Below are 11,575 nucleotides of genomic sequence, written 5' to 3' on the forward strand. Positions count from 1 at the left end.
TAAATCTAAAAATTTATTTTAATAAAACACTTCTTTTTGGTCTGCGTGCAAAAGTACGATAATTCTTTGCCTTGGCAAGGTTTACTTTATTAAACAAACCAATTTCTTTTAAAATCTGTTCTGTAAAACCATACCAAGTCATTTCTCCTTCATCACAAAAATGTTTTATTCCGTAATCTTTTGATTTGATTGCAATTAGACTTATTATGTATTTTGCTAGGTTCTCAGTGTTTGTTGGACAACCTAGTTGATCATCAGTTATTAGTAAAGCTTCTCCTGCTTTAGCCTTTTTTAAAATGGTTTTATAAAAGTTATGTCCGTATTGTTTACTGTACAGCCACGAGGTTCTTATTATAAAGTAGTCATCTAAAATATCTTGAACATGTTGCTCGCCCAATAGTTTTGATTTACCATATTCGTTAATAGGATTTGGGATGTCCTTGATTGTGTAAGGCTCTGTTTTCTCGCCATCAAAAACATAATCTGTTGAAATATGGATTAATACCGTATCGGTTTCTTTGCAAGCCTCAGCTAAATACTTTACACCTTCGGCATTTACTTTATAGGCTATTTCAGGTGTTTTTTCTGCTTGCTCCACATTGGTGTAAGCGGCACAATTTATACAATAATCAAACTTGTTATTTTTAAAAAACGGTTTTAAATCGGCTTCTTTGGTAATATCTAATTCTGCTTTAGTAACAAAAGTAAATTCTAGGCCGTATTCGTTTTTAGCGAATAACTCATTAGTGGTTTTTCCTAATTGCCCATTGGCTCCTGTTACTAAAACTCGTTTATTCATTTAGGTAAGCCTCTAGTGTTGGTAGCGCTTTGTCTTTTTCTGAAAGCATTAAGTTTTCCGTTGGGAAACCCCAATCGATATTTAATGTTTTATCGTTATAAATAATGCCTCTTTCTGAAGCTTTATTATAATAATTATCACATTTATAAGAAAAAATAGTTTGGTCTTCCAAAACTAAAAAACCGTGGGCGAATCCTTTAGGAATGTAAAGTTGATTGTGCTCTATAGCGTCTAAAACTATTGAAAAGTGTTTTCCAAAGGTTAGCGAATCTTTTCTTAAATCTACACAGACATCTAAAACTTTGCCTTTAATTACCCTAACAAGTTTGGCTTGAGCAAACGCTCCAGTTTGTAAATGCAGTCCTCTTAAAACCCCTTTTGAGGATTGCGATTGGTTATCTTGAATAAAGTTGGTGGCAATTCCTGTTTTAGCTTCGAATTGAGCTTTGTTAAAACTTTCAAAAAAATAACCTCTTTCGTCTTCAATTACATTAGGCGCTATTACAAAACAGCCTTTTAAATTTGTTTCTTCAACCGTCATGTTAATCTATTAATTGTTGAAGGTATTCGCCGTAGCCGCTTTTAAGTAGTGGCTGTGCTAGTTTATTTAGTTGAATACTGTCAATATATCCCATTTTATATGCCACTTCCTCAATACATCCTATTTTTTGACCTTGGCGATCCTCAATAACTTGTACAAATTGAGAAGCCTGCATGAGCGATGCGAAAGTACCAGTATCTAACCAAGCTGTGCCTTTATCTAAAATTTCTACGTTAAGCGCTCCTTTAATTAAATAAGCTTTATTAATATCTGTTATTTCTAGTTCGCCCCTATGGCTCGGTTTTATGTTCTTTGCAATTTCAACTACATTATTATCATAAAAATATATGCCCGGAACCGCAAAATTAGATTTTGGTTGTTTTGGTTTTTCTTCAATTGAAACCGCTTTGTTTTGGTCATCGAACTCAACAACGCCATAGCGCTGTGGATCGTTAACATGGTACGCAAAAATAATACCTCCGATTGGATTAACGCTAGCTCGTAAAATGCTGTTTAAACCTGAACCATAAAATATATTATCGCCTAAAATAAGGGCTACGCTATCGTTTCCTATAAATTCTTCTCCAATAATAAATGCTTCGGCCAATCCGTTTGGCTCCTCTTGAATGGCGTATTGGAAATGACAACCGTAATCGCTTCCATCGCCCAATAATTCCTTAAATTTTGGGGTGTCTTTTGAAGTGGAAATAATTAGAATTTCTTGTATTCCCGTAGACATTAACGTGGTAAGCGGATAATAAATCATGGGTTTATCGTAAATAGGCATAAGTTGTTTACTAACCACTTTGGTTAGTGGATGCAAACGCGTGCCCGAACCTCCTGCTAAAATGATACCCTTCATCAATTATTTTTTTCATTTCCACGAAAGTGGAAATCTCTTTAAATTAAACGTTGTATTTCTTAATATACCAATTAATGGTTTTAAGTATGCCGGTTTCAAAACTTTCGTGTGCTTGCCAACCCAGTTCGGTTTCAATTTTTGACGCATCAATGGCGTACCTATAATCATGCCCCGGCCTGTCTGTAACAAACGAAATTTGATTTTTATACGACTTCGTTTTAGGTTTCATTTCGTCCAATATCTCACAAATTCTATTTGCAATATATAAATTGTTACGTTCATTTTTGCCTCCAATATTATAGGTATCACCCGCAATGCCTTTTTTAAAAACCAGGTCTATCCCGGTGCAATGGTCTTTAACATATAACCAATCTCGAATGTTTTTTCCATCGCCATAAATGGGAATGTTTTCTCCAGAAAGTGCTTTTCTAATTATGGTTGGAATAAGTTTTTCGTTGTGCTGATTGGGGCCGTAATTGTTTGAGCAATTGGTGGTAACCGCATTCATGCCGTAAGTATGAAAATAGCTTCGAACTATAAAATCTGATGATGCCTTTGAGGCACTATACGGGCTGTTTGGTGCATAAGGTGTTTGTTCTGTAAATAAGCCATGTTCTCCCAATGTACCATAAACCTCATCGGTAGAAATATGATGAAATCTTGAGTTTTTATGCTGTGGTTTTGGCGATTTTGGAGCATCCATCCAATGGTTTTTAGCTACATCAATTAAATTAAATGTTCCTACAATATTGGTGTTAATAAAAGCTGTAGGTTTACTGATAGAATTATCAACATGAGATTCTGCCGCAAAATGTATAACACCTTTAAATTCGTATTGAGTAAATAAACGTTCAATTAAGGCTCTATCACAAATATCACCCTTAATAAAAGTGTATCTATCGTTGTTTTCCACGCTAGCTAAATTTGATACATTAGCGGCGTAGGTTAATTTATCAATGTTTACTATTTTAACATCTGGGTTGTTTTCTAAATAATATAGGATGAAATTTGATCCTATAAATCCGGCACCACCTGTTATTAAAATAGTCATAGTCTATATTTTATCTTTATAGCGTCCTAAAAACTTAATAAACTCTAAACCCATTAAAACTAAAAAAGTTAGTGTTAACAAAATCAAGGCGTAATAGCTTTTTAAGCCCATTGATTTGCCTAAAAGTTCTTTGCTGTTATCTATAGAGCCACTGTCTTGCTTACTTGATGTTATTTCTATAATGTGTTGCTTGTCGGCAATGTTTCTTTCAATTTCCACTAACTTTTCTCTTAATTCCAAGTCTTTAGAGTACAATTCAAACTCTTTTGTAGAACTTCCGGTATCTTTGTTGTCAATTGTAATTCTAGCTTGTGAATTATTGTTGTTTTCTGCAGCTTTTATAATGGCTTTTTGGTAAACATTAAGTAAAGTATCAGATTTAATCAACGACCTATTGATTGCCAACGCCTGTTCATTTAATGCTTTTATATCTTTTTCTTGTTCTCTTTTAAAGTATGGATTAGAGTTTATATTTTCTATAATATTATTAAAAACGGCACTAAAACTATTTCTTTCTTTAGCTTTAATGGTAATTTGCTGATACCTATGATTGTAATCCTTATCATTTTTTAAGAACGATTCATAATCAATTGTTGATGCTACGGTAGAATCGAGTGTTTTTATGTATGCATCGTAAGCTTGTATTTTTTGATTTTCACTAAGTGTTGATTCAATTTCAATTTTGTCTATAGAAGACAACGCGTCCTGCTCAACACCTAAAACACTTTCCAAAGTACTTATATCCTGTTGCTCTACTAAATCATTATAATAGCTAATAGCATTGTATAAATTTTCTCCAGTATTATAATTTTGCTTAACAGTGATGTACGATTTGTAAACCGGTTCGGAAGTTTTTTCCAATAATATGCCTAGAGCAACTCCAACAATTCCAGCAATTATAAATTTTATAAAGTGTTTTTTTAGAAAAAACACAATCCAAACAAACGCCAAAAAAAGACTGTTCAATATGCTACCTATAAACTTAAAAAAGCGGTCAAAAGCATTTCCTATAAGTTTGAACAACTGTCCTAAATCGACTTCTTCAGACGGGTTTTGTTGTGGCAAATCTTTACTCATAATTTTATTGTGTTAATTAAATAGTTGTTCTAATATTTTTCTGGTTATTAAATAGGTTGGCTTTACGCCCGAAGTTCCCAATCCGCCAGATGCTAAAGTGCTTCCTGTTTCTAAAGGATTATCACTGGCGTAATAAGCGTAACGCACTTTTACGTTTGGGTTTATGCTATTTCTCACCTTGGAAGCCGCTTGAATGGCCTTTTGGTAATGGGCACCTTCCATCTCCAAGCCTATAACGTGCCATGTCGAGTCATGGAAAAACTTTAAAATATCCTTGTTTTGTAACGATGTGCCCAAAACAGTAATCATTGAGCCTTCGCAAACATTAACGTTTTCACCTTCAAAATCTTCTTTTTTCAATTCATTTTTAAAAGGGTAATTATCTGCTGTTCCTTCAAAAATATGCGCCGTGGGAATCATAATATCGCCTTTCCCGCCTTCTAAAATTCCAGCTTTACCCATTATAGAAATGGATTCTACATTTAAATGGATATCTTTTCCTTTTACGATATAAGGTTTCAATAATTCATCAATCGTTTCGTAGGCTTGTTCACCAAAAGCATAATCCATTACAAACACCACTGGTTTTTCTGAATTTAATGCGGCTTCGTTGGTTTTTACGTCAATTTTAGAAGCATCTATTTTATCGGTATCGAAAATTTGAACGTCGATATTGGTACCCGAGCTGTCCTTAATATAAATCATCCCGTTAAGCAAGGCCTCTTTAGTGACTTTATTTCGCAGGCTTTCGCTTTCTTTTTGACTTAAAGACTCATAGACCTCAAAAATATCTTTTTTAGATTTCAAGGCCGTTGGAGCGAAAAGCGTATTCATAACACTGTGCATATTGGCGCTAATAATATGTATTGGCCGTTCTAATAAATTGTTTTTATGTAAGGTTTCCTTAATCGTATTTGCCCAAATCTCACCGTGTATATGGTGGCCAAGGCGCTCCCTAAGCACCGGACTAAAAGTAACCGTGCGCTTATTGTTATTTATTTGCTCTTCAATGGCAAGTTTACCCAGCCAGTACACAATATGCAACAGGCGCTCCGGTTGTTTGGGTGTTGCAAATTTAGAATACACATTAGTTAACTCGTTAAATGTGCGCCCCAATATGTTTGCCGTATGCGTAATTGCAATTTCACGTTCGGGTTGTGTTAACTTTTTAGTTGATAAAACCGCTTTTTCCAACTTAATCCAATCTCTTGTGGTAGCGCCGTTTTCATCAATAATGACCCGATTACTAATTTTGTGCGATTCGATAAAAAGAAAGGTAAGGTGGGTTAAAATATCGTAGATGTCCGATCGTCCTCTGGTAATCTCAATATTCATTTGTTCGGCATCTATTCTATAGCAATTTCGACGCCTTTTGGGTGGGATTATAGGTTTGAAATGAGAGTTCGCATAACCCTCATCACTCGTTAAATTGATAAAAGTACACTCTTCAATACCAATTGGCAATCTATCAATAACATAAAGTAAACCTTCCAATTCTGCCTTTTCATCGCCAATTGATCCGTAAATTTCTGGTCGTAGCAACAACAACGATTGTCTTAACGTTTCGCCCGAAACCCCCATGGGTTTATAAAAACCACGGTTAAACAAATGGCGCATTGTAATGTACATTCTCTCAATGGCATTCGAGCTTTCTTGAGCTCTCGTTCTTTCGTGACGTTTCTTTTTACTCATACTTATTAAATTCTTGCAAAGATAATACTATTTGTATTACTTTAAACATGAAAGCTGCAATGGTATTGGTCAATTCTACACATAACCGGTCCTTAAATTTTTAATCCGTCGAAAAATGCTTAGCAATCTTCCTGTCGTTTGATAGGCGCGGAATTTTATTTTGCCCGCCCAATTTCCCAACAGATTTCATATACTCTTGAAAACCGTCTTTTTTAACTTTAGTGATTTTAAGCGGTTGCAAAACTTTACCTTCTATTAAATCGAAATAATAACTGTTTTGTTTTTGAAGCGATTGGTCTATATTTTTCGCTAGCGCGGAAAGATTTTCTGGTTCATTTTCAAACTCAACAAACCATTCGTGATACGGCAAACCTTCAGTTGGGTTAATTTGAGGCGCCACCGTAAATTCTGAAACCCTAACCGCTGTGTTTAAAGTGGCTTCCTTCATGGCTTGCTCAACTTCTTTACCAATCACATGCTCACCAAAAGCCGATATAAAATGCTTTATTCTTCCTGAAACGATTACACGGTACGGGTTTGTTGACGTAAACTCAACCGTATCACCAATATTGTAGGCCCAAAGTCCGGCATTTGTAGAGATTATCATCACATAATTTACCCCTATTTCTACATCTGCAATCGTGATGCGCTTGGGGTTGTCGTTAAAAAAATCATCGGCTTTAATAAACTCATAAAAAATACCAGAGTTTAATTGAAGCAACATGCCTTTTTCGTTTTGTTTATCTTGAAATGCAAAAAAACCTTCGCTGGCGGGGTACAGTTCAATACTATCTACTTTTCTGCCAATTAGGTTTTCAAATTTTGCGCGATAGGGCTCGTAATTTACACCGCCAAAAATAAAAAGATTAAAGTTTTTAAAAATATCACCAACCTTTTTGCCTGTTTTTTGTTGCAGTTTTTCAAAATACATTTGCACCCACGACGGAATACCTGAAATAACCGTCATGTTTTCGGGCAAGGTTTCTTCAACAATAGCATCCACTTTGGTTTCCCAATCTTCAATGCAATTGGTTTCCCAGGATGGCAATCTGTTTTTTTGAAGATACTTGGGCACATAATGGGCCACAATACCCGAAAGCCTACCTAGTTGAATGCCATTTTGCTCTTTTAAAATTGGGCTGCCTTGTAAAAAAATCATTTTCCCGTCAACAAATTTAGCATTCCCGGTTTCGTGAATGTACATTAAAATAGCATTTCTTGCCGCCTCAACATGGGTGGGCATGCTTTCTTTGGTAATAGGTATGTATTTGGAACCGGAGGTTGTGCCCGAGGTTTTTGCAAAGTAAATAGGTTTTCCTGTCCAAAGTACATTTTCTTCGCCCGATACTGCTTTTTCAACATAGGATCTAAGCGCTTCGTAATCTCTTACAGGAACGCGTTTTACAAAATCTGAATGGTTATTTATACTAATAAAATCGTGGTCTTTCCCAAAGGAAGTTGCAGCCGCTTTACTTATTAATTCCTGAAAAACCTTCTCTTGTGTTTCAATAGGCTTTTCTGCCCATTTTTTAATGCGCTTGTAAGCACGTTTTGCAAAGGGTTTTGCTAAAGCCGATTTTATTGATAGCATTTAATTTATAGTTAAATATTACATCGAGCGCAGTCGAGACCTTTTATTAATTTTGTTTTTAACCTCTCGACTGCGCTCGAGGGAACCGCTTTTATTCAAAATCTATAAAGTTTGTTGGGTTTATTGGGTAACCGTCGTTCCAAAGCTCGAAATGTAAATGTGGACCCGTTGAAAGCTCTCCAGAATCTCCCGCTGTGGCTATAACCTCGCCTGCCTTTACCAAATCGCCTTGTGTTTTTGTTAATGCACCATTGTGTTTGTACACAGAAATTAAACCGTAACTGTGCTCAATAATTATTACATGTCCCGTAGTTGGTGTCCATTCGGCAAAAATTACAATACCATCGGCCGTGGCTTTAATGGGGGCGTCCTTGGGCACTACAACATCTACCGCATAATGTTTTTCCTTAAGATTATAAGGCTCGCTAATGGTACCGTTAACAGGGGGAAACAGTACAAAATTTGAAGCCGATATAGCCGACTCAAAGAGGTTGTATTTGTCTTCTTTGGCCACTTTTTCACGCAATAAGGAATCTTCCAAACTTGGACTTAAGTCTATTTCGGTATCTTCTAATTTTATGGCTTCTACTATAGAATCCTTATTAAAATCCACAACGCTTACATCGCCTTGCAATACTTTTTTTATCGATGAAAAATACCTTTCGTTCATAGAAATAACCTGTTGCAACGAATCGGTTTTATAATTAAGCTCTACGGCTTTCTTTTTTAAAGCTGTTGAAGAATACCCAGGAATATACTCCCTAAGCGGTGTAAAAGCAATTAATGCATATGTAGCGCTTATTAAAACAATTATTGAGATTGAAGCCAACACAAAAACGTTTAGTCTTGTTAGTTTAAAAGACAGGCGTTCCTCGAAGGTGTTTTCGTTTAAAATGACTAAGCGATACTTATCGAGTAATTTTCGTTTTATTTTTTTAGGTTCTTTCTTTTCGTTCTTCATGTTGAAAACAAAAATATATAAAATTATGGCACGAGTAGTTTCTCTTTGTACTAAAGTTAGCTTTAAAACGCCATTATTAAACTTTAATTATTAACTTTGCTTTTTAAATTTTAAAGTTATGAGTTTTTATATATTACCATTAGCGATTGGTCCTTGGCAAATAGCCTTAATTGTTGTTGTTGTTTTACTGTTGTTTGGCGGTAAAAAAATACCGGAATTAATGCGAGGATTGGGTAGCGGCATTAAGGAATTTAAAGACGCTAGCAAAGAAGAAGGCGATGAGCCTGCAAAAGATAAAAAACAGTAAAAGTGTATTTTACTAGTAATGAAAAACCAGCTTAAAAAGCTGGTTTTTTTTTATGACTGAATTTTTTAAATAAAGGTCTTAAGGATGCTCTGTTTACACGCAAACCGTTAATTAATTTTAATCGTTTTAATTATGGCTTCTAGCTCGAACATATAATCCCGTTTTTCAACAGATGGCGCAAATGCAAAGCCTTCTGCAATAATCCATCTGTTATTAATTTTATCTTCAATGGCATAATTAATATAGGGACCAGCCATAAAAGCACCTTTTAAATCCCAAAGTCCTTTGGTCTCTAAAGCGGGTTTGTTGTCTAAAATGGTTTCAGAATGGAATGGCGCATAAGCATTCTCGGTAACCATATAAGAGCCATCTGTAGGGCCTGGGATATACTTTTTACCAATAGAATCTCGAATTTTAATAATTTGATTTACAACACTATCATTTCTTTTAATAGCACTCAAAGGCAACTCGTAAATCATTAAATTGGTTGTTCCTGTTGAAATATCTTTACGTATCCAAAAGAAATTATCGATTTCTTTGGCGATTCGGTAAGCCGTCTGGAACTTAATACTCAACCCCAGTTTTTCTTCAATCTTTTTTGTACGGTGAAGCGATTTGCTCATACGTCGCTGCTGTTCTGCTAGCTCTTCATTTTTAAATTCTTCCAATATTTTTTCCGAATTGTCTTTAAGCAACCCAATAACATCGTCTTTGGTATTTCCTGAAACAACAATTACTTTTTGAGGTTGCGCGTATACATTTCTAACGACTTTAAACCCTGAGGGTTTACCCATTTCTATTTTTAAAATGGTTCGGTTTCTCGTAATAAAATCGGAAAACACCTTGGTTGGTATTTGGTTAATATTAAACATGGGTTCGTCTTGTGGCAGCCCATAAATTGGCGTGGTAAGCACGTTTCTAATGGCTTCTCCAACACTACCGTTCCATAGTTCGTTACTAACTACAACCGAAATGTGATTAACGTTTCCAGACGAATCGAAAAGTATTCTGTCGTTGGAAGATTTTTTGTCTCCGCAAGAGACTAGTAGCACAATGGCTAATGCTGTTAAAAGAAAATTACGCATCATTAAGTTTTTGGTTTTTTAGGAACTTAACCCTTTGATATTTTAAGTTTCATTCCCGGTTTTAATTTACTACCACTAATATCGTTCCAATCTTTAATATTTTGAACAGAAACTCCAGGAAATTTTTGGGCGATGCTCCAAAGCGAGTCGCCACTTTTTACAGTATAGGTTGTTACATTGCCGGAAATAGGCTTTGATTTAGGTGTTGTATTGGTTGCCGTTGCGCTTGCAACATAAGGTTTTCGCGGGTAAATGGTTAATCGCTGGCCAATTCTTAAATTGTTACTCCTCAAGCCGTTCCATTGTTTTATCTGGCTTACGCGAACACCATAATTTCTGGCTATTTTTCCTAAGTAATCACCAGATCTTACGCGGTATCGTACCTTATCATTCGCATTAAAAAACTGCGGTAATGGTTTTTCGCGCTGTGCAAACTCTTCTTTTACAAAGGCATATATTTTTTCTTCGTTATTTACAAAGGTACCAACCACCTCTCGTGGTAATCGCAACACATAATTTTCTTTTTCTATAAAAGGAATAATATCTAATTTATACGAAGGGTTTAAAAACTGAAGTTCTTCAATTGGTGTGCCCGTAACTTCTGAAACCTGATCGAGCGTTATCATATGTTTTACTATAACCGTGTCGGTTTCAATTAATGTGAATTGGGGTTTAAGATTTTTAAAACCATGGGCTTCGGCATATTCAAAAATATACATATTCGCTAAAAACGCCGGTAAATAACCTGCGGTTTCGCGTGGTAAATTATGCCTAATGTTCCAATAATTTTCATAACCGCCAGAGCGCCTAATGGCTTTGGTAACATTTCCGGGCCCGGAATTGTAGGCGGCCAAAGCTAGGTCCCAATCGCCAAATATTTTATATAAGCGTGTTAAATATTCTGCGGCAGCTTTGGTAGATTTTATAGGGTCGCTACGCTCATCAACATAACTGCTTACATCCAATCCGTGCTCTTTGCCCGTACCAAACATAAACTGCCACAAACCTGTTGCTCCCACTCTGGATTTGGCTCTGGGTTTTAATGCCGACTCAACAATGGCTAAATATTTTATTTCTAATGGAATGTTATGTTTATCCAATTCCTCCTCGAACATAGGAAAGTAAAATGCACTTAAAGTCATTAACTTTTGCAAATGCTTTCTGCGATGTTTTAAATACGATTTAATAACGCTTTCCAACGACGGATTGTACTCCACATTAAAAGGCGTTCTGGCATCGAGTTCTTTTAAGCGTTTTTTTAAGGTGTCGGTAGGCAATTCCGGATAGTCGATGGGCTCGTAAGTAAGCTCGGTAACCGATTTGTAAATGGTGTCGAACAGATTATTGCTGTACAGTTCTTCAAGCCATTTTTCATCTATTTTCGCCGCAAACTCCAAGTCTTCCAATTTCTTAATGGAGGTACTATCTTTTTCAGCTTCAATTTTTTTAACACCATGGGGTTTCCCATCAACTATTGAATCTTTAATGGATTCTTTTTTAGGCAAAATGGAGTCTTGAGTTTGTGCAACACAAACACCATAATTAAAAAGCAAGCATATTATAAAAAATCGAAAAGCCATAAAATCTGTTCTGTTTGTTATCTAACCTA

General features: G+C 35.6%; 11 protein-coding genes. 1 reads left to right on the plus strand and 10 read right to left on the minus strand.

From position 1 onward, the window contains the following. Positions 1 to 13: 13 nt before the first annotated feature. From rfbD to RNZ47_RS02775, 8 genes are all read right to left on the minus strand, one after another. Complete coding sequence (gene rfbD / locus RNZ47_RS02740) at positions 14 to 799, minus strand: dTDP-4-dehydrorhamnose reductase (RefSeq protein WP_311936005.1); 786 nt, start codon at positions 797 to 799, stop codon at positions 14 to 16. Then, positions 792 to 1,340 carry a dTDP-4-dehydrorhamnose 3,5-epimerase gene (gene rfbC, locus RNZ47_RS02745; protein WP_311936008.1) on the minus strand — a complete coding sequence of 183 codons (549 nt, stop codon included), beginning with the start codon at positions 1,338 to 1,340 and terminating at the stop codon, positions 792 to 794. The genes rfbD and rfbC overlap by 8 nt, the downstream gene beginning before the upstream one ends. Before the next feature lies 1 nt (position 1,341). Beyond that, on the minus strand, positions 1,342 to 2,202 hold the full coding sequence (gene rfbA, locus RNZ47_RS02750; RefSeq protein WP_311936010.1) for a glucose-1-phosphate thymidylyltransferase RfbA: 861 nt from the start codon (positions 2,200 to 2,202) through the stop codon (positions 1,342 to 1,344). Between the two features lie 43 nt (positions 2,203 to 2,245). Continuing rightward, complete coding sequence (rfbB, locus tag RNZ47_RS02755; protein ID WP_311936013.1) at positions 2,246 to 3,253, minus strand: dTDP-glucose 4,6-dehydratase; 1,008 nt, start codon at positions 3,251 to 3,253, stop codon at positions 2,246 to 2,248. A gap of 3 nt (positions 3,254 to 3,256) precedes the next feature. Further along, complete coding sequence (locus tag RNZ47_RS02760; protein WP_311936016.1) at positions 3,257 to 4,330, minus strand: YveK family protein; 1,074 nt, start codon at positions 4,328 to 4,330, stop codon at positions 3,257 to 3,259. A gap of 12 nt (positions 4,331 to 4,342) precedes the next feature. Next, positions 4,343 to 6,022 (minus strand): DUF6909 family protein, encoded by a 1,680-nt coding sequence (locus RNZ47_RS02765; RefSeq protein ID WP_311936019.1) that lies wholly within the window; start codon positions 6,020 to 6,022, stop codon positions 4,343 to 4,345. A gap of 100 nt (positions 6,023 to 6,122) precedes the next feature. Then, complete coding sequence (locus tag RNZ47_RS02770; protein ID WP_311936022.1) at positions 6,123 to 7,613, minus strand: GH3 auxin-responsive promoter family protein; 1,491 nt, start codon at positions 7,611 to 7,613, stop codon at positions 6,123 to 6,125. 91 nt (positions 7,614 to 7,704) lie between these two features. Next, positions 7,705 to 8,574: a M23 family metallopeptidase gene (locus tag RNZ47_RS02775; protein ID WP_311936025.1), complete on the minus strand. Its 870-nt coding sequence runs from the start codon at positions 8,572 to 8,574 to the stop codon at positions 7,705 to 7,707. A gap of 118 nt (positions 8,575 to 8,692) precedes the next feature. Here RNZ47_RS02775 and tatA point away from each other — a divergent pair, with 118 nt between their 5' ends. Beyond that, the gene (tatA, locus tag RNZ47_RS02780; RefSeq protein ID WP_311936029.1) at positions 8,693 to 8,881 is read left to right on the plus strand and encodes a Sec-independent protein translocase subunit TatA; all 189 of its coding nucleotides are present in this window, start codon (positions 8,693 to 8,695) and stop codon (positions 8,879 to 8,881) included. A gap of 107 nt (positions 8,882 to 8,988) precedes the next feature. Here the strand turns inward: tatA and RNZ47_RS02785 are convergent, their stop codons facing one another. Both RNZ47_RS02785 and RNZ47_RS02790 read right to left on the minus strand, forming a co-directional pair. Then, complete coding sequence (locus tag RNZ47_RS02785) at positions 8,989 to 9,969, minus strand: DUF4837 family protein (protein WP_311936032.1); 981 nt, start codon at positions 9,967 to 9,969, stop codon at positions 8,989 to 8,991. A 23-nt stretch (positions 9,970 to 9,992) separates the two neighbouring features. Beyond that, positions 9,993 to 11,546 carry a LysM peptidoglycan-binding domain-containing protein gene (locus tag RNZ47_RS02790; protein ID WP_311936035.1) on the minus strand — a complete coding sequence of 518 codons (1,554 nt, stop codon included), beginning with the start codon at positions 11,544 to 11,546 and terminating at the stop codon, positions 9,993 to 9,995. Positions 11,547 to 11,575: the final 29 nt, after the last annotated feature.

This window comes from Hwangdonia seohaensis, assembly GCF_031932625.1.
Lineage (GTDB): Bacteria > Bacteroidota > Bacteroidia > Flavobacteriales > Flavobacteriaceae > Hwangdonia > Hwangdonia seohaensis.

Bases quoted from the DNA above. Each gene is read 5' to 3' on its own strand.
- rfbD (WP_311936005.1), bottom strand. From the start codon at position 799: ATGAATAAACGAGTTTTAGTAACAGGAGCCAATGGGCAATTAGGAAAA.
- rfbC (WP_311936008.1), bottom strand. From the start codon at position 1,340: ATGACGGTTGAAGAAACAAATTTAAAAGGCTGTTTTGTAATAGCGCCT.
- rfbA (WP_311936010.1), bottom strand. From the start codon at position 2,202: ATGAAGGGTATCATTTTAGCAGGAGGTTCGGGCACGCGTTTGCATCCA.
- rfbB (WP_311936013.1), bottom strand. From the start codon at position 3,253: ATGACTATTTTAATAACAGGTGGTGCCGGATTTATAGGATCAAATTTC.
- RNZ47_RS02760 (WP_311936016.1), bottom strand. From the start codon at position 4,330: ATGAGTAAAGATTTGCCACAACAAAACCCGTCTGAAGAAGTCGATTTA.
- RNZ47_RS02765 (WP_311936019.1), bottom strand. From the start codon at position 6,022: ATGAGTAAAAAGAAACGTCACGAAAGAACGAGAGCTCAAGAAAGCTCG.
- RNZ47_RS02770 (WP_311936022.1), bottom strand. From the start codon at position 7,613: ATGCTATCAATAAAATCGGCTTTAGCAAAACCCTTTGCAAAACGTGCT.
- RNZ47_RS02775 (WP_311936025.1), bottom strand. From the start codon at position 8,574: ATGAAGAACGAAAAGAAAGAACCTAAAAAAATAAAACGAAAATTACTC.
- tatA (WP_311936029.1), top strand. From the start codon at position 8,693: ATGAGTTTTTATATATTACCATTAGCGATTGGTCCTTGGCAAATAGCC.
- RNZ47_RS02785 (WP_311936032.1), bottom strand. From the start codon at position 9,969: ATGATGCGTAATTTTCTTTTAACAGCATTAGCCATTGTGCTACTAGTC.
- RNZ47_RS02790 (WP_311936035.1), bottom strand. From the start codon at position 11,546: ATGGCTTTTCGATTTTTTATAATATGCTTGCTTTTTAATTATGGTGTT.